This is a genomic window from Nonomuraea sp. NPDC004702 (assembly GCF_053601695.1).
In genome coordinates this window covers 26,730-49,773 of record NZ_JBSGCE010000044.1, presented here as the reverse complement: position 1 = coordinate 49,773, position 23,044 = coordinate 26,730, and the positions used below count along the sequence as shown (strand labels likewise).

23 protein-coding genes are annotated in these 23,044 nt (G+C 71.2%); 14 read left to right on the top strand and 9 right to left on the bottom strand.

The genetic code is table 11. The features are described from left to right. Positions 1 to 175 precede the first annotated feature (175 nt). The 6 genes from rpsM to truA all read left to right on the top strand — a co-directional run bounded on the left by rpsM (position 176) and on the right by truA (position 4,437). Positions 176 to 556, top strand: coding sequence for a 30S ribosomal protein S13 (rpsM, locus tag ACWEJ6_RS38430; protein ID WP_125644650.1), 381 nt, complete (start codon positions 176 to 178; stop codon positions 554 to 556). A 42-nt stretch (positions 557 to 598) separates the two neighbouring features. Continuing rightward, on the top strand, positions 599 to 1,003 hold the full coding sequence (gene rpsK / locus ACWEJ6_RS38425) for a 30S ribosomal protein S11 (RefSeq protein WP_020542285.1): 405 nt from the start codon (positions 599 to 601) through the stop codon (positions 1,001 to 1,003). Positions 1,004 to 1,026: 23 nt separating this feature from the next. Next, positions 1,027 to 1,653: a 30S ribosomal protein S4 gene (rpsD, locus tag ACWEJ6_RS38420; RefSeq protein WP_352327498.1), complete on the top strand. Its 627-nt coding sequence runs from the start codon at positions 1,027 to 1,029 to the stop codon at positions 1,651 to 1,653. 103 nt (positions 1,654 to 1,756) lie between these two features. After that, positions 1,757 to 2,773: a DNA-directed RNA polymerase subunit alpha gene (locus tag ACWEJ6_RS38415; protein ID WP_043623495.1), complete on the top strand. Its 1,017-nt coding sequence runs from the start codon at positions 1,757 to 1,759 to the stop codon at positions 2,771 to 2,773. Positions 2,774 to 2,932: 159 nt separating this feature from the next. Then, on the top strand, positions 2,933 to 3,478 hold the full coding sequence (gene rplQ / locus ACWEJ6_RS38410; RefSeq protein WP_452430242.1) for a 50S ribosomal protein L17: 546 nt from the start codon (positions 2,933 to 2,935) through the stop codon (positions 3,476 to 3,478). A gap of 80 nt (positions 3,479 to 3,558) precedes the next feature. Then, a complete protein-coding gene (gene truA / locus ACWEJ6_RS38405) occupies positions 3,559 to 4,437 on the top strand; it encodes a tRNA pseudouridine(38-40) synthase TruA (RefSeq protein ID WP_358282140.1) in 879 nt (292 codons plus the stop codon). Here the strand turns inward: truA and ACWEJ6_RS38400 are convergent. From ACWEJ6_RS38400 to ACWEJ6_RS38390, 3 genes are all read right to left on the bottom strand, one after another. Beyond that, positions 4,402 to 6,261, bottom strand: coding sequence for a hypothetical protein (locus ACWEJ6_RS38400; protein ID WP_452430239.1), 1,860 nt, complete (start codon positions 6,259 to 6,261; stop codon positions 4,402 to 4,404). The genes truA and ACWEJ6_RS38400 overlap by 36 nt on opposite strands. 1,924 nt (positions 6,262 to 8,185) lie before the next feature. Then, the gene (locus ACWEJ6_RS38395; protein ID WP_452430237.1) at positions 8,186 to 9,274 is read right to left on the bottom strand and encodes a hypothetical protein; all 1,089 of its coding nucleotides are present in this window, start codon (positions 9,272 to 9,274) and stop codon (positions 8,186 to 8,188) included. Positions 9,275 to 9,328: 54 nt separating this feature from the next. Then, positions 9,329 to 10,090, bottom strand: a complete 762-nt coding sequence (locus ACWEJ6_RS38390; protein ID WP_364338135.1) for a CAP domain-containing protein — start codon at positions 10,088 to 10,090, stop codon at positions 9,329 to 9,331. Positions 10,091 to 10,412: 322 nt separating this feature from the next. Here ACWEJ6_RS38390 and rplM point away from each other — a divergent pair, with 322 nt between their 5' ends. The 3 genes from rplM to glmM are packed head-to-tail and all read left to right on the top strand — an operon-like array spanning position 10,413 to position 12,755. Continuing rightward, on the top strand, positions 10,413 to 10,856 hold the full coding sequence (gene rplM / locus ACWEJ6_RS38385; RefSeq protein WP_352328322.1) for a 50S ribosomal protein L13: 444 nt from the start codon (positions 10,413 to 10,415) through the stop codon (positions 10,854 to 10,856). Positions 10,857 to 10,882: 26 nt separating this feature from the next. Next, a complete protein-coding gene (gene rpsI / locus ACWEJ6_RS38380; RefSeq protein ID WP_125644639.1) occupies positions 10,883 to 11,404 on the top strand; it encodes a 30S ribosomal protein S9 in 522 nt (173 codons plus the stop codon). A gap of 1 nt (position 11,405) precedes the next feature. Beyond that, positions 11,406 to 12,755 (top strand): phosphoglucosamine mutase, encoded by a 1,350-nt coding sequence (glmM, locus tag ACWEJ6_RS38375; RefSeq protein ID WP_358282147.1) that lies wholly within the window; start codon positions 11,406 to 11,408, stop codon positions 12,753 to 12,755. Between the two features lie 43 nt (positions 12,756 to 12,798). On the opposite strand, the gene ACWEJ6_RS38370 is transcribed toward glmM, so the two are convergent. Genes ACWEJ6_RS38370 through ACWEJ6_RS38350 form a run of 5 tightly spaced genes read right to left on the bottom strand, consistent with a single transcriptional unit; the run spans position 12,799 to position 17,149 of the window. Further along, positions 12,799 to 13,515 (bottom strand): ABC transporter permease subunit, encoded by a 717-nt coding sequence (locus ACWEJ6_RS38370; protein WP_452430233.1) that lies wholly within the window; start codon positions 13,513 to 13,515, stop codon positions 12,799 to 12,801. Then, on the bottom strand, positions 13,516 to 14,430 hold the full coding sequence (locus ACWEJ6_RS38365) for an ABC transporter ATP-binding protein (protein ID WP_352362865.1): 915 nt from the start codon (positions 14,428 to 14,430) through the stop codon (positions 13,516 to 13,518). It lies immediately after the preceding gene. Beyond that, on the bottom strand, positions 14,427 to 15,281 hold the full coding sequence (locus tag ACWEJ6_RS38360) for an ABC transporter permease (RefSeq protein ID WP_452430230.1): 855 nt from the start codon (positions 15,279 to 15,281) through the stop codon (positions 14,427 to 14,429). The genes ACWEJ6_RS38365 and ACWEJ6_RS38360 overlap by 4 nt, the downstream gene beginning before the upstream one ends. Continuing rightward, positions 15,274 to 16,182 carry an ABC transporter ATP-binding protein gene (locus ACWEJ6_RS38355; protein WP_352362861.1) on the bottom strand — a complete coding sequence of 303 codons (909 nt, stop codon included), beginning with the start codon at positions 16,180 to 16,182 and terminating at the stop codon, positions 15,274 to 15,276. Before ACWEJ6_RS38355 ends, ACWEJ6_RS38360 begins: the two co-directional genes overlap by 8 nt. 40 nt (positions 16,183 to 16,222) lie before the next feature. Then, positions 16,223 to 17,149, bottom strand: a complete 927-nt coding sequence (locus ACWEJ6_RS38350) for a DUF389 domain-containing protein (RefSeq protein ID WP_452430228.1) — start codon at positions 17,147 to 17,149, stop codon at positions 16,223 to 16,225. A 63-nt stretch (positions 17,150 to 17,212) separates the two neighbouring features. Here ACWEJ6_RS38350 and ACWEJ6_RS38345 point away from each other — a divergent pair, with 63 nt between their 5' ends. Further along, a complete protein-coding gene (locus ACWEJ6_RS38345; protein WP_452430225.1) occupies positions 17,213 to 17,347 on the top strand; it encodes a hypothetical protein in 135 nt (44 codons plus the stop codon). Here ACWEJ6_RS38345 and coaA read toward each other — a convergent pair. After that, a complete protein-coding gene (gene coaA, locus ACWEJ6_RS38340) occupies positions 17,319 to 18,221 on the bottom strand; it encodes a type I pantothenate kinase (RefSeq protein WP_352362923.1) in 903 nt (300 codons plus the stop codon). The two genes, ACWEJ6_RS38345 and coaA, sit on opposite strands and share 29 nt — an antisense overlap. 205 nt (positions 18,222 to 18,426) lie before the next feature. Here coaA and ACWEJ6_RS38335 point away from each other — a divergent pair, with 205 nt between their 5' ends. From ACWEJ6_RS38335 to alr, 4 genes are all read left to right on the top strand, one after another. Next, positions 18,427 to 19,830 carry a PhoX family protein gene (locus ACWEJ6_RS38335; protein ID WP_452430223.1) on the top strand — a complete coding sequence of 468 codons (1,404 nt, stop codon included), beginning with the start codon at positions 18,427 to 18,429 and terminating at the stop codon, positions 19,828 to 19,830. 13 nt (positions 19,831 to 19,843) lie between these two features. Next, positions 19,844 to 20,194: a holo-ACP synthase gene (locus ACWEJ6_RS38330; RefSeq protein WP_357982729.1), complete on the top strand. Its 351-nt coding sequence runs from the start codon at positions 19,844 to 19,846 to the stop codon at positions 20,192 to 20,194. 102 nt (positions 20,195 to 20,296) lie between these two features. After that, on the top strand, positions 20,297 to 21,760 hold the full coding sequence (locus ACWEJ6_RS38325) for an NAD(P)H-hydrate dehydratase (protein ID WP_452430220.1): 1,464 nt from the start codon (positions 20,297 to 20,299) through the stop codon (positions 21,758 to 21,760). A 135-nt stretch (positions 21,761 to 21,895) separates the two neighbouring features. Next, positions 21,896 to 23,044, top strand: coding sequence for an alanine racemase (gene alr, locus ACWEJ6_RS38320; protein ID WP_452430264.1), 1,149 nt, complete (start codon positions 21,896 to 21,898; stop codon positions 23,042 to 23,044).

The following is a 23,044-nucleotide window of genomic DNA, read 5'->3' as shown; positions in this document are numbered from 1 at the left end:
GAGCGGGCTCGACGCATGAGGAGCCCGCGACAGTAATCGCGTCTCACACCTGGGCCGGCGGAGCGATCCGTACCACTCAGGAGACCCCCGGTCGGAGGCCGGGGCCCTCACCCCGGGCATGGGGAGGGGTAGTGCGGCGCAAGACCTCCGCCCAAAAGAAGGAGAATGCCCGACCATGGCTCGCCTGGTTGGCGTCGACCTCCCCCGCGAGAAGCGGCTGGAGATCGCTCTCACCTACATCTACGGAATCGGCCGCACCCGCGCCCAGGAGATCCTCCAGGCGACCGGTGTCAGCGGCGACCTCCGCGTGCACCAGCTCTCCGACACCGAGCTCGTCCCGATGCGTGACTACATCGAGGCGAACTTCAAGATCGAGGGTGACCTGCGCCGCGAGGTCCAGGCCGACATCCGTCGCAAGATCGAAATCGGTTGCTACCAGGGCATCCGGCACCGCAAGGGCCTTCCGGTCCACGGTCAGCGCACGCAGACCAACGCGCGTACCCGTAAGGGCAAGAAGAAGACCGTCGCCGGTAAGAAGAAGCCCGGTAAGAAGTAGTCCACAGCCGCGGACCGAAGATCTCAGGAGTAATGGCAAACAATGCCTCCTAAGAGCCGTCAGGGTGCCCCGAAGAAGGTGCGCCGCAAGGAAAAGAAGAACGTCGCTCACGGGCACGCCCACATCAAGAGCACGTTCAACAACACGATCGTCTCGATCACCGACCCGAACGGGAACGTGATCTCCTGGGCCAGCGCCGGCCACGTGGGTTTCAAGGGCTCCCGTAAGTCCACCCCGTTCGCCGCCCAGATGGCCGCCGAGAACGCCGCCCGCCGCGCCATGGAGCACGGCATGCGCAAGGTCGACGTGTTCGTCAAGGGTCCCGGCTCCGGCCGTGAGACCGCGATCCGCTCCCTCCAGGCCACCGGCCTTGAGGTGGGTTCGATCCAGGACGTCACGCCGGTCCCGCACAACGGCTGCCGTCCGCCGAAGCGCCGCCGCGTCTGAATTTCCCCAGGAGATATTGAGAAATGGCTCGTTACACGGGCGCGGACTGCAAGCTCTGCCGTCGCGAGAAGACCAAGCTCTTCCTCAAGGGCAGCAAGTGCGAGTCCGCCAAGTGCCCCATCGAGATCCGTCCTTACCCGCCGGGTGAGCACGGCCGCGGACGCCCCAAGGAGTCCGAGTACCAGCTTCAGCTTCGCGAGAAGCAGAAGACCCGTCGCATCTACGGCGTCCTCGAGAAGCAGTTCCGCAACTACTACGAGGAGGCCGCGGGCAAGAGCGGCAAGTCGGGTGAGGTGCTGCTCCAGATCCTGGAGAGCCGTCTCGACAACGTCGTCTACCGCGCCGGCTTCGCCCAGTCGCGTGACGCCGCCCGCCAGCAGGTGCGCCACGGCCACATCCTGGTGAACGGCAAGAAGGTCGACATCCCGTCGTACCGCGTTCGCGAGCACGACATCATCGAGGTCCGCGAGACCAAGCGCAACCTGCTGCCCTACGAGGTCGCTCGGGCGACCGCGGGCGAGCGCACGGTTCCCGCGTGGCTCGGCGTCGTGCCGGAGAAGCTCCGCGTCCTGGTCCACCAGCTGCCGGTTCGCCAGCAGATCGACACCCAGGTCCAAGAGCAGCTCATCGTCGAGTACTACTCCAAGTAGTCACTGACGTCCTAGTTCGGGTGCGGATTTCCGTACCCGAACTAGACTGTTTATCGGAGTGGCGTCATATGGCGGGCGCCACACGACAAGGGGAGAACCCACCATGCTGATCGCTCAGCGTCCGACTCTTCTCGAAGAGTCGATCGACGAGACCCGGTCCCGGTTCGTCATCGAGCCGCTGGAGCCGGGCTTCGGCTACACCATCGGCAACTCGCTGCGTCGCACGCTGCTGTCGTCCATCCCGGGCGCGGCCGTGACGAGCATCCGCATCGAGGGCGTGCTGCACGAGTTCTCGACCGTTCCCGGGGTCAAGGAAGACGTCACCGACATCATCCTGAACCTCAAGGAACTGGTCGTCTCCTCCGAGCACGACGAGCCGGTCGTGATGTACCTGCGCAAGCAGGGCCCGGGTGAGGTCACCGCCGCCGACATCGCGCCTCCGGCCGGTGTCGAGGTGCACAACCCCGAGCTGCGCATCGCCACGCTCAACGGCAAGGCGAAGCTGGAGATGGAGCTGACCGTCGAGCGCGGTCGCGGCTACGTCTCCGCCGCCCAGAACAAGCAGCCGGGCCAGGAGATCGGGCGCATCCCGATCGACTCGATCTACTCCCCGGTGCTCAAGGTCACCTACAAGGTCGAGGCGACCCGAGTCGAGCAGCGCACCGACTTCGACCGTCTCATCCTCGACGTCGAGACCAAGCCCGCCATGAAGCCCCGCGACGCGGTGGCCTCGGCCGGCAAGACCCTCGTCGAGCTCTTCGGCCTGGCCCGTGAGCTCAACGTCGAGGCCGAGGGCATCGACATCGGCCCGTCGCCGACCGACGCCGCCCTGGCCGCCGACCTGGCGCTGCCGATCGAGGAGCTGAACCTGACCGTTCGCTCCTACAACTGCCTCAAGCGCGAGGGCATCCACACCGTGGGTGAGCTCGTCGCCCGCAGCGAGCAGGACCTTCTCGACATAAGGAACTTCGGGGCCAAGTCGATCGAAGAGGTCAAGCAGAAGCTGCACGAGATGTCGCTGGCGCTCAAGGACTCCCCGCCCGGGTTCGACCCGAGCGCGGTGGCCGGCGGCGGCTACGACGACGACGACAGCGCGTACGTCGAGACCGAGCAGTACTGAGCCTCGTGCGGAGACCCGTCTCCGCACGTGCCCCGCACGCGCCGAGTGGCCCAGCCGCTCGGCGCGTGACGAACGTAACGGCCCAGTCGTGGTGACTGCGGCCGGCCCGACTCCGGTACCTGGTACGGCCGGGGCGGGTTAACCCAAGAGGAGAAAGCAATGCCCAAGCCCACCAAGGGTGCACGTCTTGGCGGCAGCCCGGCGCACGAGCGGCTGATCCTGGCGAACCTCGCCACGGACCTGTTCCGCCACGGCAAGATCCGCACGACGGTCGCCAAGGCCAAGCGCCTTCGTCCGCTGGCGGAGCGCCTGATCACCAAGGCGAAGAAGGGCGACATCCACAACCGTCGCCAGGTCCTGACCGTGGTCAAGGACAAGGGCGTGGTTCACCACCTGTTCACCGAGATCGCGGTGACGTTCGCCGAGCGTCCGGGTGGTTACACCCGGATCACCAAGGTCGGCGCGCGTAAGGGCGACAACGCTCCGATGGCCGTCATCGAGCTGGTGTCCGAGCCGCTGAACGGTGTCACCACCCGCCGTACCGAGGCTCCGGCCGCCGCTGCCGCTCCGGCTCCGGCCGCCGAGGAGAGTGAAGCCGCCGAGACCGAGGCGCCCGAGGCCCCCGAGGCCGCCGCCGAGGAGACCCCGGCTGCCGCCGAGGAGGCTCCGGCCGCCGAGGCCGAGGCGAAGAAGGACGAGGCCTGATCTCTCAGGCTGGTTGAATCGGGCCCGGATCCCCTTCGCGGGGGTCCGGGCCCTTTTCCGTGAACGCGAAAGGGACGATCGTGCTACGGCTCCGCCTGGATCTGGCATACGACGGGACCGACTTCTCCGGATGGGCGAGGCAGCCCGGTCGCCGTACGGTCCAGGGTGAGATCGAGCTGGCGCTCACCAGGATCCTGCGCCTGGGCGAGCCCGCCGCGCTGACCGTGGCCGGGCGTACGGACGCGGGCGTGCACGCGCGCGGCCAGGTGGCGCACGTGGACGTGCCGGCCGCGTCACTGGCCGAGCTCGACGGCAACCGCGGGCCCCTGGAACTCGATGAGCGGCTCTCTGCGCTCGTCCGGCGGCTGGGTGGGATCCTGCCGCTGGATGTACGCGTTCATCGGGTCTCGGTGGCTTCTGAGGGCTTTGACGCACGTTTCTCCGCGATGTTCCGGCGGTACGCGTACCGGGTGTGCGACACGGCGGGCGGGGTCGATCCGCTGCGGCGGCACGAGGTGGTCTGGCACAGCCGTCCGCTGGACCTCGACGCCATGAACGAGGCGGCCCGGCGGCTGGTGGGCGAGCACGATTTCGCGGCGTTCTGCAAGAAGCGCGAGGGCGCCACGACGATCAGGGAGCTGCAGCGCCTGGAGTGGACGCGCGAGGCGGACGGCGTGCTGGTGGCCGCCGTCGTGGCGGACGCGTTCTGCCACTCGATGGTCCGGGCGCTGGTGGGCTCACTGCTGGCCGCGGGCGACGGGCGGCGGCCGGTGGAGTGGCCCGGCCAGGTGCTGACCCGGGCCGTACGCGACTCCGGGGTGCACGTCGCGCCTGCGCACGGGCTGTGCCTGGAGGAGGTGGGCTACCCGGCGGCGGACGAACTCGCCGCGCGGGCCGCCGCCACCCGGCGGGTCCGCACGCTCTCAGCCCTTGGTGACGCGGCGCTCCAGGACGAGTGAGGTCTGGTCCCGGAACGCCCCGCTGACCTTGGCCAGCGTCTTGTCGCCGGCGTCCGGGGTGTGGCCGTCGGCGTGGGTGGCGTAGCTGAAGACGATGTACCTGCCCCACACCAGGCCGGCCGCGTACCCGCCGGCGATGGACACCCGCTCGCCCCCGCTTCCCTTCGCACCCGGCAGCGCGCGGAACCAGACGTTGCGCGAGAGGTTCTTGGCCTGGTCGGTCTGGACGGCGTCCTCCTTGGTCGGCAGCACCGCGATGCCGGTGGTCACGGCGTAGCGGCGCTTGCTGTCGACGAAGGTGGCCCGGATGATCCGGCTGCACTGCCGCTCGCGCAGCGCGTCGGCGAACGCGCCGGTCGCCGCCTTGTCGCAGCTCGTCTCGGTGTCGGTCTTGACCCTGGTGAACGTCGTGCCGGCGGCGGAGACCTTCTTCTTCGGGAACGCCTCCGTCAGGGACATCTTCTTCGGGTCGGTCTCCTCCGAATTGAGCATGGACGCGCCCGGCACGTCGGCGGGCGGGCTGGTGGTCAGCTCCGAGGTGGGCAGCAGCGTGGGCGGGGCGGGGGTGGCGCCCGCGGTCGTGGCGGCCGGCGGGGCGGTGTTCAGCGCGCGGTAGGCGAAGAAACCGCCGGTCGCGACGCCGGCCAGGGCGAGGGCGCCGAGTGTCACGAGCAGGGCTCGCTTGCTCTTGCCGCGGGCCGGGGGCGGTGGCGGCGGGATCTGGAACGGGGGCTGCCGGAACGCGCCGGGTGGGAAGGTGGGCGTGCCGTGGGGCGGGGTGGGGAGGTCCAGGGCGGTACCGGGCCTCTTCGTCCACAGGTCCTGGTTGAAGGGCAGGTCGGGAAGTTTGTCCTGGGTGGGGGACGGGTCCTGACGCGGCTCTGGCGAAGGCTTCGGTTCGGCGTGCTTGTCGTCCTGGCTCTGTTCTGCTGGGTGGGTGTTCTGTGCAGACGTGTCGGGAGAGTGGCCGGTTGTGCGTTGCGTCGCCTCGTCGGGGCTTTCGTCCGGGTGCCTGTCCTCCGGGCGCTTCTCCTCGGCGGGGGGCATGGGGGGCCATACGGGGACGTCGCCCGGCTCCGGGGGGCGGCCCGTCGGGTTGGTGGGGTGGGGCTCGACGTAGTGGGCCGTCCGCATGGGGCCGGTGGGCTCCTCGCGGGGGTCGGACGCGCGCATGCCCTGAGGCGGGGTGTCCAGGGCTGCCGGGTCGTGCTCCTCGTGGAGAGGGGGCGGGGTGGCGTGCTGCTGGACGGTGGCGGCGGCGTCGCGCTTGGCGGCCTCGGGGTCGAAGTAGTGGGCCGCCTTGGGGATGCCGCCCGGACGGGTGGCATCGGGGTCGTACGAACCGGCATCGGGCTCGTATGAACCGGCATCGGGCTCGTACGAACCGGCGTCGGGGGCGTATGACCCGGCTTCGGGGGCGAAGCGTCCGGCGGCGGGGCCGAAGTGTGCGGGCCCGGAACCGAACCGTGCGGCGTCAGGGCCGTCGTGTGGTGCGGCGTCCGGGGTGTCGAGGGCGTCGGCGGGGTACGGCGGGTGGCTGGGGGCGTACGGGGCGGCGTCCTGGTCGTACGGCGTGGCAGGGTCGTGCGGCGTGGCGGGGTCGTGGGGGAACGCCGGTGCGGTGGCGTTCGGGTCGGCGGGCACGCCGGAGGCGGCGGTGCCGGTGGCGGGGGTGCCGGTGGCGGCGGTCGACGGGGTGACCGGCGGCTCTGTGGGGCGGCCGGCCTGGGTGGTCGGGAATCGGGCGGTGGGGTCGCCGAGGGCCGGGTCGTCGGTGTCCGGCTCGGCTACGAGTTCGCCCGTGGCGGCGGGCCAGGGAGGCATGACGTGCGGGTCGGCGACCGGGGCGGGCCACACCTGAAGGCCCGCGGCGGCGGCCGTGAACGCCGGCGGCGGCTCCCACGGCGGCGCACCCGGTACGACCGGCCCTGGCTGCTCCCACGGCGGCGCGCCCGGCGCACCCGGCGCGGCCGACTGGCCTCGCCAGGCGGGAGGGTCTTCCTCCGGGACGGCGGCCCACTGGCCGGGAGCAGGAGTCCAGGAGGCGTCGTCCTCCGGCTGCGGACCCCGCTTGGCGTTCTCCGTGGGCTGCGGACCCCGGCTGGCGTCGTTCTGGGGTTGCCGACTCCAGGAGGTGTCGTCCTTTGGCTGCGAGCCCTGGTCGGGGCTGCCTCCTGGGTGTTGGCTCCAGCTGGTGTCGTTTTCGGGTTGCGGGCTCCAGGGGGCGTCGGCCTCCGGCTGTGGGCCCTGGTCGGGGCTGCCTCCTGGGTGTTGGCTCCAGCTGGTGTCGCTTTCGGGTTGCGGACTCCAGGGGGCGCCGGTCTCCGGCTGTGGGCCCACGGCAGGGTTGCCCCCTGGGTGCTGGCTCCAGCTGGCGTCGTTTCCCGGCTGTGGGCCCCAAGTGGCTTCGGTGGCGTTTCTGGGGGTCCAGGGGGTTTGGTCGGGAGCTTGGGGGGCCCAGGCGGGTGTGTCGGGGGTGCCTGCGCTCGGCCCGGTCTCGCTGGATGGCCTGGGGCCCCAGCCGGCTTCGGTTGGGGTGCCGAGGGGGCGTCCGGGGCCGGTGACGGCTCTGGGCGGCGAGGCGGCCTGGTCGGGAGCTTGGGGCGCCCATGAGGGCGGCTGGGCGGGCGATCGGGACGGCTCGCCGGCTGTGTCGGAGATCTGGGGGGCCCAGGCGGGCCTCGTCGGGGCGTCAACCGCCCACTCGGGGGCATCGGCAATCCCTGCGGGGTCGGAAGCCGAGACGGGCGTTCCGGGCATGTGGGACGTGGAGGCAGGCGTTCCCGAGGTGCCGGGGGCGGAGGCGGGGGCTCCCGGGTTGGGGCCGGGGGCGGGTGTGCCGGGGATGCCGGATCCGGAGGCCGCGGGGCCCGAGGCGGGGGGAGCGCCGGTGGGGGTAGGGGGAGCGCCGGTGGGGGTGTTCGGTGTGCCGGTTGGCCAGGGGCCGGTGTCTCTGCGGGGGACCCGTATGGCGGCGACGGTGTCTTCGTCGATTCTCGGGCCCTGAGGGGCGTCGGCCTCGGGAGGCGCGAAGGGGGCGCCGGTGGTGGGGACGGGCGCTCCGTAGGGGGCGTGATGCGCAGGGACGTTGAAGGGGCCAGAAGCTTCGGAGGAGCCCCCCGGGCGGTGGCCGGAGGTCGCGGGAAGGGCATTGGGCCCGGAGGCGGCGCCTGGGGCCGCGGGCCCGGAGGCGGCGCTTGGCGAGCGAAGCCCCGAGGACGCGCCTGGGGCATGGGGCCCGGAGGAGGCGCCGGGGGCGAGGGGCCCGGAGGAGGGGCTCGGGGCGCCGGGCCCGGAGGAGGGGCCTGGGGTGCCGAAGGGGGTGCTGATGGAGGGGTGGGGAGGGGAGGCGGGGGAGGTCGGGGATGGTGGAGCGGTGGTGTCGGGGGCGTCGTCGGCGAACCAGTCGTAGGGGGCCGAGTCGTCGTCGGCCACCTCCCACGGCTGTACGCCGGCGGACGCCTCCTCGGGCTCCGGTGGAGTGCCACCTGGAACCCGCGTCTCGTCGCCGGTCGGCTCACCTGACGGAGAGAACGCCGACGGGACGCCGCTGCCGATGCGGCCGAAACTCGGCGGTGGCATCGGTGATGCGGTCGTACGGTCGGCTTCCCTGCGATCGTGCTCAGACCCGGGTTCCTGGCCACGCATAGGGCGAGCCTAGCGAGAGTAGCGAGATCGTTATGTCGGTATGGGGGTTCCCCACGGGATCCGCTGCCCTCTTTGGGGGGTTATCGGGCGGGATGCCGGTTCAGCTGAGCGCGCTCCCCGTCATCGAACGGTTGTCCAGAGCCTTGAAGACGGTCGCGTCGCTGAGGTCCTTGATGGCTTCGAGGATGCGCTTCGATTCCTTCTTGTCCGGCTTGCTGCCGTCCTTGTTCTGGAACCACACCATGATCGCGTAGTGGCCATGGGTCGAGATCTTGGCGCCGCCGCTGCCCGAGCCGAGCATCTTGGTGACGCTGTCCTTGCCGGCCAGCGGCTTGACGTAGTTGCTCGCGTCGCCGACCTTGGCCACCTTGCTGGCGGTGCCGCTCGTCTTGAGGTTGGCCACGCCGATCGTGCCAATCACCTTGCCGGACTTGTCGCGGAAGCTGGCCCGGAGGAGCTGGGTGCACTTGCCCGACTTGAGCGCCTTCTGGAGCTTGTCGCCCAGGGCGCCGTCGGTGCACTTCTTGTCCTTGCTGGTGACCGTCATCTCGTACGAGCGCCCCGAGACGTTGATCTTCTTGGTCGAGCCGAAGATCTCCTTGACCGTGATCGGGTCGGGGTCGGTCTTGCGCTCGGCGGCGAAGCCGTACTTGCCGGGCGGGGCAGAGGGGAGCGGCGCGGAGGTCCTCGTGGGGGCGCCGGCCTCGGCGGTGCTGGGGCCGTCCGCGTTCCACATCAGCGCCAGTCCGCCGCCGAGCAGGCCCAGCAGCAGGACGCCGCCGATCGCGAAGTACAGCGGGGCGCGCGAGCGCCGACCCTCGTCGTAGGGGCTCCAGCCGACCCGGCTCTGCTGTGGCTGCGGCGGCTGCTCGGACTCCCCCGCCTGCCCTGGCTGGCCCGGCTGGCCCGGCTGCGCCGACTGCTCGGACTGCGACGAATACGGCGGCTGACCGAACGACCCGGACTGGCCGAACGACCCGGACTGGCCGAACGACCCGGACTGACCGAACGACCCCGGCTGGCCGGGCTGCTCGGGCGGCAGGAACTGGCCGGTGCGGGCTGACTGCGGCGGCTGCGAAGGCCCAGGGAAAGGGGACTGCGAGGACGGCGGCTGCGGGAACGGAGACTGCTGAGTGGTCTCGTTCTCGGCGGCGCGCTCCCTGCGCAAACGGCGGGGACCGCTGTCCATGCCACGTTCCTCATTGCCGTTGGAAACCATGCGGAGACATTACCGTGATGTTCGTCATTGAGTTCCGAAGTCCTGGGTCCACCATGGGCCGTCCGGTCCGGCGGCGACGCCGACGCCGATGGCCTTGAGGGTGCAGTCCAGGATGTTCCTGCGGTGGTCGCGGCTGTCCAGCCAGCCGCGTACGGCCTGCTCGGGCGTGCTGTAGCCGTTGCCGATGTTCTCGGCGGCGCCCCAGTGGTAGCCGGCCCGGTCCATGCGGTCCCAGGGGGAGGCGCCGTCGGGGGAGTTGTGGGCGAGCTGCCCGGTGCGCGCCATCTCCAGCGAGTGCTCGCGCGCCGAGCGTCCCAGCCTGCCGTCCACCCGCAGCGGCCCGCAGCCGTGCTCGGCGCGGGCGGCGTTGGTGAGCGTGACGACCCGGGCGGCCATGCCGGGGATCACCTTGGCCTGGTCGCCGCCGCCGGTGAACACCTGGGTGGGGTCGTCCGCGGCGTCGAAGCCGGCGATCTGCCCTTCGGGGGTCTTCGTGGGCCTCGGGGTGGACCTGCCGCGCGGCGTCCTGACCGTGCTGGCCTGTCGCGGGATGCGGTCCAGCTCGGGCCGGGCCTTCTGCCCGGCGGTGGGCGCGGGACGCGCGGTGGCCGCGGCCGGCGGGGCGGTCTCGTTGAGGTAGATGTGGGCGGTGGGCTCGACGTCGTCGGACAGCCGGCCGAGCAGCACGCCGGTGAACAGCGCGGCCATCAGGCAGGCCAGCACGCCCAGGCTGTTCCGGCGCCGCGCGCCCCGCTGGGTTTGCCGGGTGTGAGAGTTCCGCCACATACCGCAGCTAACGATAGAGATGTCGGGTACTGGGAAAGAAGGGATCCCAGGGAAACGAAATGGAACCGTTCTGCTGTCAGGTAGACTCGTGCAGGGTTACCGGTCTTTTGACCTGCGCGCCGATAGGCGGGTAACCTAATCGTTCGTTGTGTGCATAGGTCCAGCGTGACCGATGCGCGGCGCGTCCGGCGTCATCTCCCATCGTCAAGCCCATCGGGCTCGGGAGACGGAAGGTCCGGGCTGCCGTGTGCCCGCACCGACCGACCCATGTAGCTGTCGCATCCGACAGCGCCGAAGACGCGAGCAAAAGAAGGCTACGACCGTGCGCACGTACTCACCGAAGCCCGCCGACGTCCAGCGTCAGTGGTACGTCATCGACGCGACCGATGTCGTGCTGGGCCGGCTGGCCAGCCACGTCGCGAACCTGCTCCGCGGCAAGCACAAGCCGATCTTCGCCAACCACGTCGACACCGGTGACTTCGTCATCGTCATCAACGCCGACAAGATTGCGCTGAGCGGTAACAAGCGTGAGCAGAAGAAGGCGTACCGTCACTCGGGCTACCCGGGCGGTCTGCGTTCCGTCACCTATGGCGAGCTCATGGACAAGCGGCCGGAGAAGGCCGTCGAGAAGGCCGTCAAGGGCATGCTGCCGAAGAACTCCCTCGGCCGGAAGATGGCCAAGAAGCTGAAGGTCTACGCGGGTTCCGACCACCCGCACCAGGCCCAGCAGCCGGTGCAGTTCCAGATCACCCAGATCGCCCAGTAGTAGTTCGAAAGAGTTAGAGGAGAACCGTGGCTGAGCCCACCGGTGTCGAGACGGTCGTCGAGACCGAGCTGGAGGAATTCTCCGGCGAGGACTTCCCGTCCGAGTACACCACCGAGTCCGCTGCCAGCGCTGACGCGCCCGTGCGCAAGCCCGTCACCACGGGTAACTCGTACGGCACCGGTCGCCGCAAGGAGGCGATCGCCCGCGTGCGCATCGTCCCCGGCACCGGCAAGTGGACGATCAACGGTCGTTCGCTGGACGTCTACTTCCCGAACAAGGTCCACCAGCAGATCGTCAACGAGCCCTTCGTGGTCCTCGGCGCCGAAGAGGCGTTCGACGTCATCGCGCGCATCGACGGCGGCGGCGTCACCGGCCAGGCCGGCGCGCTGCGCATGGGCCTGTCCCGCGCCCTGGCGATCCTGGACGTCGACGTCAACCGCCCGCCGCTGAAGAAGGCCGGCTTTCTCACCCGTGACGCCCGCGCCACGGAGCGGAAGAAGTACGGCCTCAAGAAGGCCCGCAAGGCTCCGCAGTACAGCAAGCGCTAAATTGGCGCGCCTTTTCGGCACCGACGGGGTACGTGGGGTCGCTGGTCGCGACCTCACGGCCGAGCTCGCCATGGACCTGTCCGTGGCGGCCGCCCATGTACTCGGTGATGCGGGCGCGTTCGCGGCCACGGGACGTCGTCCCGTGGCCGTCGTGGGCCGGGACCCGCGAGCCTCCGGGGAGTTCCTGGAGGCCGCAGTGGTCGCCGGCCTCGCGGCGTCCGGAGTGGATGTGCTGCGCCTCGGCGTGCTGCCCACCCCGGCCGTCGCCCATCTCACCGCCGCGCTCGGCGCCGACCTCGGCGTCATGCTGTCCGCCTCGCACAACGCGGCGCCGGACAACGGCATCAAGTTCCTGGCCAGGGGCGGCTTCAAGCTGTCCGACGCGGTCGAGGACGAGATCGAGCGCCGGCTCGGTGAGAGCTGGTCCTTCCCCGTCGGTTCGGGGGTCGGCCGCGTGCGCGACGCGTACGGCGAGGCCGACCGCTACATCTCGCACGTCCTGACCACGATGACCGCCGCGCTCGACGGCCTGCACGTCGTGGTCGACTGCGCGCACGGCGCCGCCCACATGGTCGCGCCCGAGGCGCTGGTGCGGGCAGGCGCCCGGGTCGAGGCCATCGGCGCCAGACCCGACGGGCTCAACATCAACGCCGGGCACGGCTCCACCCACCTGGACAAGCTCCAGCAGATAGTCGTGTCCAGGGGCGCCGATCTGGGCGTGGCCTACGACGGCGACGCCGACCGCTGCCTGGCGGTCGACCACACCGGCACGGTCGTCGACGGCGACCAGATCATGGCGGTGCTCGCCGCCGCCATGCACGGCGACGGCCTGCTGTCCAAGGACACCGTGGTCGCGACCGTCATGTCCAACCTGGGCTTCAAGCTGGCGATGCGCGAGAGCGGCATCACCGTGATCGAGACCGCGGTCGGCGACCGTTACGTCCTCGAACGCATGAAGTCCGACGGGTTCAACCTGGGCGGCGAGCAGTCCGGTCACGTCATCATGCTCGACCACGCCACCACGGGCGACGGCCTGCTCACCTCGCTCCACCTGCTGGGCGTGGTGGCCAAGTCGGGCGTCCCGCTGAAGGAGCTGGCCTCGGTGATGACCCCGCTGCCGCAGATCCTGATCAACGTCAAGGACGTCGACAAGGGCAAGGCGTCGGTGCCCGAACTCATCGCCGCCGTGGCCGAGGCCGAGGCGGAGCTGGGGGAGACCGGCCGGGTGCTGATCCGGCCGAGCGGCACCGAGCCCATGATCCGGGTGATGGTGGAGGCCGCCTCCGAGGAGCACGCCAACCAGGTGGCGGGCCGCCTGGCCGACGTGGTCCGTACGGCCTGCGCCTCCTGACGCGCCTGGGCGGGTACGGCCGCGCGCCGTACCCGCCGGGCCGCTACTCGTCGCCGGTGAGGGCGAACGCCCGCAACCTGCGGCCGGCCCAGAAGACCGCCGCCACGGTCACCACGATCAGCGCCGGCACGGCGAAGCCCAGCGCGACCTTCGACTCCAGGAACGGCGAGTCGGAGATCTGATCGGCGATGGACGCGGCCCACGCCTGGATCGAGAACCTGCCCGCCGCCGGGATGAGGTTGACCACGGTGACCTCCCAGACGAGGGCGTAGATGACGCCGATCGTGACCGCGTGCTTGGTCACGACCCCGAGGAGCAGGAAGAGCGCGGCGTAGGCGATGCCGGCGATCAGGGCGCCGAGGGCGAAGCCGGCCGCGATGCCGTCCTCGCCGCCCACCAGGATCCAGGCCGCCACGTACGTCGGCAGGGCCCCGAACACGGCCATGAGCGAGGCCGCCACCCCGAACTTGGTCAGGGCGATCACGGGCCTGGAGATGGGCTTGGACATCAGGTGGATGACGGTGCCGTCGTCGATCTCCGGTGCGATGACGCCGGTGCCCGCGATGACCCCCAGCAGCGGCAGCATCGCCTGGACGGCGAACTTCTGCATCAGGTCCACGGCCAGCTTCTGGTCGGCGCCGGTCGCCACGCGCAGCAGCACGGCCAGGGCGATCAGGGCCAGCGGGAGCAGCAGGAGCAGGATGATGCGGCGACGCCCGAGCAGTGAGCGGTACGTGATGCCCGCGACCACGGTGTTCATTCAGGTGCTCCTGTTGATCAGGTAGGCGAAGACGCTCTCCAGGTCCTCGTCGGCGGGGGAGACCTGGTGCAGGCGCACACCCTCGTCGCGGGCGACGCGGGGGAGCAGCCGGGCGAAGCGCCGCAACTCGGTCGCCTGGACCTCCAGGCCGTCCGGGCGGAGCGTGATGCCGCCGGCCGACTCGTCGCGGATCAGGGCCGCGGCGAGCTTCCTGTCGTCGCTGGACCGGATGACGAACAGGTGGGGCCTGTCGGTCATCAGGCGCCTGATCTCGCGGAAGTTGCCCGAGGCGGCGTGCCGGCCGGACACCAGGACCTCGATGTGCTGGGCGACCCGCTCGACCTCCTCCAGGATGTGCGAGCTGAACAGGATCGTCTTGCCCGCGGTGCCCATGGCGCGGATGAGGTCCATCAGGTGGAGGCGCTGGCGCGGGTCCATGCCGTTGAACGGCTCGTCGAGCAGCAGCACGGCCGGGTCGTGGACGAGGGCGGCGGCCACCTTGACCCGCTGGCGCATGCCCTTGGAGTACGTCTCCACCCGGCGGTCCTTCGGCTCCTCCATCTCGACCGTGGCCAGGGCCTTGCGCGCGGCCTCGACGGGGTCGGGGAGGCCGTGCAGGCGGGCGGCGGACAGGACGAACTGCCAGCCGGTGAGGAAGCCGTACACGCCCTCACGTTCCGGGACCAGACCGATATTTCGGTAGATGTGGTGGTTCTTCCAGACCTGGGTGCCGTCCAGCGTGACCGAGCCGCCGGACGGCGCCAGGAACCCGGCCATCATGTGCAGCAACGTCGACTTGCCCGCGCCGTTGGGCCCGAGCAGGCCGGTGACGCCGGGGCCGATCGTCATGGTCACGTCGTTGACCGCCACCACGTTGCCGTACCAGCGGGACACCTGGGAGAGCTCGATCTTCATCGCGAGGCCGCCTTCCTGTAGCGCAGCGCGAGAGCGGCCAGGCCGACGCCGATCAGCACCACCAGGATCGCCGCCGAGGCGGGACCGTTCGGGTACGGGCCGTCGGCGTGGGACGGGGTGCCGAACAGCCACGACTGCACCGAGTCGACCAGCCAGAACGGGTTCATCAACCAGGCCCAGGCGGCCCCCGACTCGTTCCCGGTGTTGAGCATCGTGCCGTAGAGCAGCGGCACCGACGCCGAGGACAGCAGGTAGACCGTGATCACCGAGGCCACACCCAGCCCGCGCCGCGGCGTGAACGAGGCGAGGGCCAGGCCGAACGCCGACAGCAGCAGCGCCAGCACCAGCGCCATGAGCAGCGCGCCGAAGTACTCGCCGGTGGCGGGCGGCCCCGGCATGTCCACGACCAGCTCGCCGATCCACAGCAGCGTCAGGGGCCCGCCGACCAGCAGGAACAGCGCGGCGGTCATCGCGATCACCTTGGCGGTCACGTACTGGAAGACCGAGATCGGCCGCGACAGGTACAGGGGCAGCACGCGGTGGCGCAGGTCGGGGGCGACGACCGTGGGGGCCTGGGAGGCCAGGAAGATGGCCACCACGGCCTGCATGACGACGGCGTACCCGCTGTAGGGGATGCCGCGCTGCTTGGCCAGCGCCATGAACGCGATCGACACCACCATGGGCAGCAGCATGATGACGACCAGCGCGAACGGCACGATCTTGCTGCGCGCCGGACGGCCGAGGCCGAAGATGCCGCGCAGGCTGTGGACGGTGAGCGCGCGGGTGGCGTACGCGCCGCCCATGCGGGGGCCGTCGTAGTGCCGGTAGCCGATGTCGTAGATCTCAGACATTGGCCGCCTCCTCCCTGAAGACGTCCTCGATGCGGTGGCGTCCCTGTTCGAGGCGGATCAGGCACAGGTCGAGGTCGACGGCGGCGTCGCGGACGGCGTCGTAGGTCTCGGGCCCGAGCACCTTGACCACCAGCAGGCGGCCCTGCTGGGAGACGGTCTGGCCGGTCTCGGTCAGGCGCCGGGCCAGGGGCTCCAGGCCGTCCTCGACCTCGACCGTGACGGTCTGGGTGGCCTGGGTGAACTCCGAGATCGCCGACGAGCGCAGCAGCCGGCCGCCGTCGATGACGATCACGTGGTCGCAGATGCGTTCCAGCTCGCCCAGCAGGTGGGAGGTGACCAGCACGCTGATGCCGAACTCGGTGCCGATGCGCCTGATCAGCGTCAGCATCTCGTCGCGGCCGCGCGGGTCGAGCCCGTTGGTGGGCTCGTCGAGGAAGACGAGCTTGGGGTCGTGCACGAGAGCCTGGGCCAGCTTGACCCGCTGCTTCATGCCGGTGGAGTAGCCGCCGATCGGGCGGTAGCGCTCTTCGGCCAGGCCCACGTGGCGCAGCACGTCGGCGGCGCGCTCGCGGGCGGCCGTGCGCGGCAGCCCGGAGATCCTGGCGAGGTGGACGACCAGCTCGGTCGCGGAGACGTCGGGAGGGAGGCATTCGTGCTCGGGCATGTAGCCGACGAGCCGCCGGATCTCGGCGCCCTGCGCGGTCACGTCGAGGTCGAGCACCCGCGCGGCGCCCTGGCTGGGCGGCAGCAGGCCGAGCAGCATCTTGATCAGTGTCGACTTGCCCGCGCCGTTCGCCCCCACCAGCCCGGTGACGCCGGATCCCACGGTCACCGTGAGCCCGTCGACCGCGGTGACGGTGGGGAAACGTTTGGTCAGCCCCTCGGTGGCGAGGATGTGCATGTGGCGGACCCTACCGGGCGCGGGGTGGGCGTGGCCTCGTTCACACGGATGAACGCTGTCCTACTTGAGGCCAGAATCTCCGCTGGACCACGAGCGTGGCGGTGCCCGAGATGACCATGCCGAGGATGTTCACCGCGAGCTGCGAGACCGACCCCGCGACCTCCGCCCAGTCGCCGAGCCCCAGCGCGACGGCGAGGTAGCCGGCCGCCGGGACCGTGGTGACCGAGATGAACACGCCGATCAGCGCCGAGGACTTGCCCGCCGTCACCGACAGGACCCCCGCCGCCCCCGCCAGCAGCGCCACGATGAACGACCACTTGTCCGGCTTGACGATGAACTGCACCTCCGCGTTCACCTTCAGGTTGCCGATGTCGATCCAGCCCAGCCAGTTGGAGACCAGCGCGCAGGCGAAGGTGATGGCGATGGCCACGGTGAAGCCGATGACCAGGGTCCGCAGAGCGGTGGTGATCAGGCGTCCGCGCCGGCCCAGCAGGCCGAAGCAGATCGCGGCGATCGCGCCGAACTCCGGGCCGAGCACCATCGCGCCGACGATCAGGATGGGCGAGTTCTGCAGCACGCCGATGCCCGCGAGCTGCGTCGCGATGGCCAGGAAGGCCAGGTAGGCCCAGGTGATGCGGGAGTCGCTGGAGACCTTGTGGGCCAGTTCCTCCCACACCACCGCGTCGTCGGGATCGCCGGGCGCCTCCTCGACCGCCGCCGTGGCGGCCCTGGACAGCGACAGGTCCACCTGCTCGATGGCGATCGAGCCGACGTCCTCCACCCACTTGAGCCGGCTGATCACCTCGTTGGCCGCCTCGCGGGCGGCGTCGCAGAGGACGACGTCGCCCGCCGGCTCGCGGGCCGCCCCGGGCAGCACGATGACGTTGGTGACGCCCGTGCACTCCTGCAACAGCGCGACGGCCTCGTCGGTGCGGTCGGCAGGGATGATCAGTCGGAGATGCAGCACCCCGCCATTGTTGTCCATCGGACATTGACGTCGCGTTGACCGCCGTACGCGAGGCTGCCTCACATGACTCTCTTCAGATGCCACGATCATGGTGAGGGCTGCTGGTTCGCCGACATCGACGACCAGGAGTGCGCGGGCCGGTTCGCCGCCTATGTCTTCGACGAGGTGTTCAGGTCCGGCGAAGCCGTACCCGCCTGACCGCGTGGTCGGCGCCCTTCTGCAGGACGAGGTCGGCGCGTCCCCTGGTGGGGGCGATGTTCTCGACCAGGTTGCGCTCGTTGATGTCGCGCCAGACGTTGACCGCGAAGTCCGTGGCCTGCTCGTAGGTGAGCTCGGCGATGTACTTGAAGTAGGACTTCGGGTCCTCGAAGGCCGTGCGGCGCAGCTTGTGGAACCGTTCGACGTACCAGGTGCGGATGTCCTCGACCTTGGCGTCCACGTAGATGGAGAAGTCGAAGTAGTCGTTGACGGCCAGGGACGTGGGCGGGGCGGGCTGGAGGACGTTCAGCCCCTCGATGATCAAGATGTCTGGATTTTTCACGACCTGGCGGGCGCCGGGGACGATGTCGTACTCCAGATGGCTGTAGACCGGCGCGTACACCTCGGGAGCGCCCGCCTTGACCTCCGCCACGAACCTGACCAGCGCGCGCCGGTCGTAGCTCTCCGGGAAGCCCTTGCGCTGCATGATGCCCTTGGCCTCCAGCACCGCGTTGGGGTAGAGGAAGCTGTCGGTGGTGATCAGCTCCACGTGCGGGTGCTCGGGCCAGCGGGCCAGCAGGGTGTGCAGCAGCCGCGCCGTGGTCGACTTGCCGACCGCGACGCTCCCGGCGATGCCCAGGATGTACGGCACGCGCGTCCCCGCGTCGCCGAGGAAGGCGCTCAGCACGCTGCTGCGCTGCTTGGACCCGGTGAAGTGCAGGTTGAGCAGCCGGGTCAGGGGGAGATAGATGTCGGTGACCTCGGTGAGGTCGATGGGGTCATCGACGCCGCGCAGGTCTTCCAGCTCGTCTGCGGTGAGAGTCAAGGGCGTGTTCTTGCGGAGCTCGCTCCACTGCTCCCTGCTCAGTTCCACGTAGCCGTTGTTCACCTAGGCAGCGTAGCGATGGGGGACAAATGCGATCATGGGCGGGTGGCGCGCGGCGGCCATCCACAGCCTGTGGATAAAAACGTGGGATTACCAAAGCATGATTCCGGGAAGAAAGACCGGTCCTGACGATCCGGGCGTGCCGGAACCGGCGGGCGGCTACTGTTCCGGACGTAGCCTCCCGGGAGGTCTTGTGGATCGCCGTCGCTTCCTCGCCAACGTGCTGGCCGTGGCCGGGCCCTTCGCCGGGGTCGCCTGTGCCGGGGCCAGGGGCGGCGTCCGGCCCGCCGTCGGCTACGGGCCGCTGCGACCGGTCGCCGACCTGCGCGACGGCAAGGTGCGCCTGCACCTCCCCGACGGTTTCCGGTACCGCTCGTTCAGCGCCGCGGGCGAGAAGTTCACCGACGGCTCCACCGTCCCGGGCCGGCACGACGGCATGGCGGCCTTCAGCGGCCCCAAGGGCAGCACGATCCTCGTACGCAACCACGAGGTCACCGGCCCGGTCGGCGCGTTCGGCGACAAGGGGACCGCCTACGACCCGGCGGCCGGCGGCGGCACCTCGACCCTGCACGTCACCCGCCACGGCGAGGTGCTCAGCAGCGGCCCCTCGCTCAACGGCACCATGACCAACTGCTCCGGCGGCCCGATGCCCTGGCGGGCCTGGGTGAGCTGCGAGGAGACGGTCAACGGCCCCGACGTGGGCGACGACCCGTCCGGGAACGACAACACCAAGCTCAAGCGCAGGCACGGCTACCTGTTCGAGGTGCCGGTCGGCGGGGTCGCGAGCGCGCGCCCGATCAGGTCGGCCGGCCGCTTCCCGCACGAGTCGGCCGCCTTCGACCCCGCCGCCGGCGCCGTCTACCTCACCGAGGACAACTTCTCCTTCCCCTCCGGCTTCTACCGCTACCTGCCGCCCAAGCACCCGATGCGGGAGGGCCGGCTGCTCGACGGCGGCCGGTTGCAGATGCTCGCCGTCGACGGCGTCGAGCGCGCCGACCTGTCGCGCGGGCAGCGGGCGGGGGCCTCCTACGCCACGCGCTGGGTGGACATCGACGAGCCCGACCCCCGCTTCACCGGCAGGCCGCCGTACGAGGAGGCCGTCCAGGCGGTGGGCCGGCAGGGGCGCGCGGGCGGCGCGGCGATCTTCGCCAGGCTGGAGGGCGCGGTCTTCCACCAGGGCGTGGTGTACTTCGTCTCCACCCAGGGCGGAGCCACCGCGCCGGGCGACCGGCCGCCTCCCGGCTTCGGCGACGGGCGGGGCCAGGTGTGGGCGTACGAGACGTGGAGCGGGCGGCTGCGGCTGGTCTACGAGTCGCCGCGCTCGTCGGCGCTCGACCTGCCCGACAACGTGACCGTCAGCCGGCGCGGCACGCTGGTGCTCTGCGAGGACGGCGACGGCGACAACTTCCTGCGCGGCCTCACCAGGACGGGCGAGATCTTCGACTTCTGCCGCCTGCAGCCGATCCCCGGCGATCCGGGCGCCGAGTTCGCCGGCTCGACGTTCGGGCCGGGCGGCCAGACGCTCTACGTCAACGTGCAGGCCGTCCAGGGGCGGTCGTTCGCCATCTGGGGGCCGTGGGAGCGCGGCCTGTTCTGAGTAGCCTGGGACGATGATCCTGGGTATCGGAGTGGACATCGTCGACATCGCCCGCTTCGAGGCGGCTCTCGAACGTACGCCGCAGCTGCGCGAGCGGCTGTTCACGGACATCGAACGGCCGCTGCCGGCGCACTCGCTGGCCGCCAGGTTCGCCGCCAAGGAGGCCGTGGCCAAGGCGCTCGGCGCGCCCAGGGGGCTCGGGCACCTGGAGGCCGAGGTGCGCTGCGACGAGCTGGGCAAGCCCGAGCTGCACGTGTCGGGCAAGGTCGCCGAGGTGGCCTACGGCCTCGGGGTCAAGCGCTGGCACCTGTCGCTCAGCCATGACGGGGGCGTCGCCGTGGCCTATGTGATCGCGGAGGGATAGTTTCGGATCATGCGCGCCAGGGAGTGCCCTCGCGTGGAGCAGCGACCGGAGCGGGGGAAGGCGGCGGCATATGGCGACCGAGCAGCCGAACGGAGTGAGGCCATGAAGACCGCCTACACCGCCGACCAGATCCGGGACGCCGAGCGCACGCTGATGGCGCGCCTGCCCGAGGGCGCCCTCATGCAGCGGGCCGCCCACGGTCTGGCCGCCGCCTGCGCCGACCTGCTGGGCCGGGTGTACGGCGCCCGCGTCGTGCTGCTGGTCGGCAGCGGCGACAACGGCGGCGACGCCCTCTACGCCGGTGAGCGCCTGGCCCGCCGGGGAGCCCGGGTCGAGGCGGTCCTGGCCGGCGCGAAGACGCACGAGGGCGGCCTGCGCGCCTTCCTCGACGCCGGAGGCCGCGTGGCCGGCCCGTCAGCGGTCCAGGAGATCCGGGACGCCGACCTGATCGTGGACGGGCTGGTGGGCATCGGGGCCGCGGGCGCGCTGCGCGAGCCGTACGCCCGGCTGGCCGAGGAGGCGAACGCGGCCCACGGCACGATCGTCGCGGTCGACGTGCCGAGCGGCGTCGAGGCGAGCACCGGGCGGGTCGCGGGCGCGGCGGTGCGGGCGCGGGTGACGGTGACGATGGGGGCCTGCAAGACGGGGCTGCTGGTCGATCCGGGCGCCGCGCACACGGGCCGGGTCGAGCTGGTCGACATCGGGCTCGGCCCCTTCCTGCCCGACCCCGACGTCGCGGCGCTGACCCGCGCGGACGTGGAGGACCTGCTGCCCAGACCCGGCAACGAGTCCGACAAATACCGCAGGGGCGTGCTCGGGGTGGCCGCGGGCAGCGACCTGTACACCGGCGCGGCAGTGCTGGCCGTGGGCGGCGCGCTGCGGGCGGGCGCGGGCCTGGTCCGCTACGCGGGCACCCACGAGCCGGTCCAGCAGGTGCGCGCCCACTGGCCGGAAGCGGTGATCACGCCGCTCGACCGGCCGTCCGTCGAGGACGTGGGCCGCGTCCAGGCGTGGCTGCTCGGGCCGGGACTCGGCACCGGCGACTGGGCGCACGAGCTGGCCGCCCGCGTGCTGGCCTCGGACGTCCCGGTGCTGATCGACGCCGACGGGCTCACCCTGGTGGCCCGCGACCGGTCGTTGCTGCGCAGGCGGGCGCCCGTGCTGATCACGCCGCACGCGGGCGAGCTGTCGCGGCTGATCGGCGTGAGCCGTGACGACATCGAGGCCGCCCGGCTGGAGCACGCCCGCCGGGCCGCGGCCGAGCTGGGCGTGACCGTGCTGCTCAAGGGCTCGACCACGGTGGTGGCCGAGGAGGCCAGGCCGGTCCGCGTCAACGAGACCGGCACGTCGTGGCTGGCCACCGGGGGCACCGGCGACGTGCTGTCGGGCGTGGCGGGCGCGCTGCTGGCCCAGGGGCTGTGCTGTTACGACGCGGGCTCGGTCGGCGCGTACGTGCACGGGCTGGCCGGCCGGCTGGCCGCCCGCGGCGCCCCGCTCACCGCGGCCGGGGTGGCGGCGGCCGTCCCTGAGGCCATCCGGTCCGTCCACGGCGAATCCCGTCCCTGAGGCCGTCCGGTCCGTCCACGGCGAATCCCGTCCCTGAGGCGATCCGGTCCGTCCACGGCGAACGCCGTCGCTGAGCGGCGCGAACCGCGCTCGACCACCCGTCTGAGCTGCCACACTGGAGAGATGTACTCCTCGATGGCCACCCCCGCCGAGGCGCGGGTCGACCTGTCCGCGATCCGGCACAACGTGGCCCTGCTCAAGGAGCGGGCGGGCGGCGCCGAGCTGATGGGGGCCGTCAAGGCCGACGCCTACGGCCACGGGCTGGTGCCCTCGGCCAGGGCCGTCCTTGAGGGCGGCGCGTCCAGGCTGGGCACGGCCTTCGTCGCCGAGGCGCTGGCGCTGCGCGAGGGCGGCGTCACCGCGCCGGTGCTGGCCTGGCTGATCACCCCCGGCGAGCCCCTCGACCGGGCGGTGGCACAGGACATCGAGCTGTCGGCCGCCCACGAGGGCCTGCTCGACGAGATCGCGGCCGCCGCCCGCCGCGTGGGCCGTCCGGCCAAGCTGCACCTGGAGGCCGACACCGGCATGAGCAGGGGCGGCGCGCCGCTGGCCGCCTGGCCGGGCCTGCTGAGCAGGGCGCTCGCGCTGCGGGCGGAGGGCGTCGTCGAGATCGTCGGCCTGTGGTCCCACTTCGCCTGCGCCGACCTGCCCGGCCATCCCTCGGTCGACCAGCAGCTTGAGGCGTTCGAGAGCGCGCTGAAGCAGGCCGAGCAGGCGGGCGCCGCCGGGCCGTCGGTGATCAGGCACCTGGCCAACTCGGCCGCCGTCCTGACCCTGCCGGCCGCCCGCTTCGACCTGGTCAGGACGGGCATCGCCATGTACGGCCTGAGCCCCGTCCCCGAGCTGGGCGACTTCGGGCTGCGTCCGGCCATGACCCTGACGGCCAGGATCGCGCTCGTCAAGCGGGTCCCTCAGGAGTCGGGCGTCTCCTACGGTCACCTCTACGTCACCGACCACGAGACCACCCTCGGCCTCGTGCCGCTCGGCTACGCCGACGGCATACTCCGGCACGCGTCGGGAAGAGCCGAGGTGCTGGCGGGCGGGCGCCGCCGGAAAGTGGCGGGCCGGGTGTGCATGGACCAGTTCGTGATCGACGTCGGCGACGACCCCTTGTCGCCGGGCGACGAGGTGGTGCTGTTCGGTCCCGGCGACGGGGGTGAGCCGACCGCCCAGGAATGGGCGGATACCCTCGGCACGATCACGCATGAGATCGTGACCAGGATCGGTTCCCGGGTGCCACGGGTCCACCAGCATGTGACGGCGGGCACTCCGGAGCGGCCATGA

Excerpts from the sequence above, each read along its gene's own strand:
- rpsM (WP_125644650.1), top strand. The coding sequence starts at position 176 with ATGGCTCGCCTGGTTGGCGTCGACCTCCCCCGCGAGAAGCGGCTGGAG.
- rpsK (WP_020542285.1), top strand. The coding sequence starts at position 599 with ATGCCTCCTAAGAGCCGTCAGGGTGCCCCGAAGAAGGTGCGCCGCAAG.
- rpsD (WP_352327498.1), top strand. The coding sequence starts at position 1,027 with ATGGCTCGTTACACGGGCGCGGACTGCAAGCTCTGCCGTCGCGAGAAG.
- ACWEJ6_RS38415 (WP_043623495.1), top strand. The coding sequence starts at position 1,757 with ATGCTGATCGCTCAGCGTCCGACTCTTCTCGAAGAGTCGATCGACGAG.
- rplQ (WP_452430242.1), top strand. The coding sequence starts at position 2,933 with ATGCCCAAGCCCACCAAGGGTGCACGTCTTGGCGGCAGCCCGGCGCAC.
- ACWEJ6_RS38400 (WP_452430239.1), bottom strand. The coding sequence starts at position 6,261 with ATGCCTCCCTGGCCCGCCGCCACGGGCGAACTCGTAGCCGAGCCGGAC.
- ACWEJ6_RS38395 (WP_452430237.1), bottom strand. The coding sequence starts at position 9,274 with ATGGACAGCGGTCCCCGCCGTTTGCGCAGGGAGCGCGCCGCCGAGAAC.
- ACWEJ6_RS38390 (WP_364338135.1), bottom strand. The coding sequence starts at position 10,090 with ATGTGGCGGAACTCTCACACCCGGCAAACCCAGCGGGGCGCGCGGCGC.
- ACWEJ6_RS38370 (WP_452430233.1), bottom strand. The coding sequence starts at position 13,515 with ATGAACACCGTGGTCGCGGGCATCACGTACCGCTCACTGCTCGGGCGT.
- ACWEJ6_RS38365 (WP_352362865.1), bottom strand. The coding sequence starts at position 14,430 with ATGAAGATCGAGCTCTCCCAGGTGTCCCGCTGGTACGGCAACGTGGTG.
- ACWEJ6_RS38360 (WP_452430230.1), bottom strand. The coding sequence starts at position 15,281 with ATGTCTGAGATCTACGACATCGGCTACCGGCACTACGACGGCCCCCGC.
- ACWEJ6_RS38355 (WP_352362861.1), bottom strand. The coding sequence starts at position 16,182 with ATGCACATCCTCGCCACCGAGGGGCTGACCAAACGTTTCCCCACCGTC.
- ACWEJ6_RS38345 (WP_452430225.1), top strand. The coding sequence starts at position 17,213 with ATGACTCTCTTCAGATGCCACGATCATGGTGAGGGCTGCTGGTTCGCC.
- ACWEJ6_RS38330 (WP_357982729.1), top strand. The coding sequence starts at position 19,844 with ATGATCCTGGGTATCGGAGTGGACATCGTCGACATCGCCCGCTTCGAG.
- ACWEJ6_RS38325 (WP_452430220.1), top strand. The coding sequence starts at position 20,297 with ATGAAGACCGCCTACACCGCCGACCAGATCCGGGACGCCGAGCGCACG.
- alr (WP_452430264.1), top strand. The coding sequence starts at position 21,896 with ATGGCCACCCCCGCCGAGGCGCGGGTCGACCTGTCCGCGATCCGGCAC.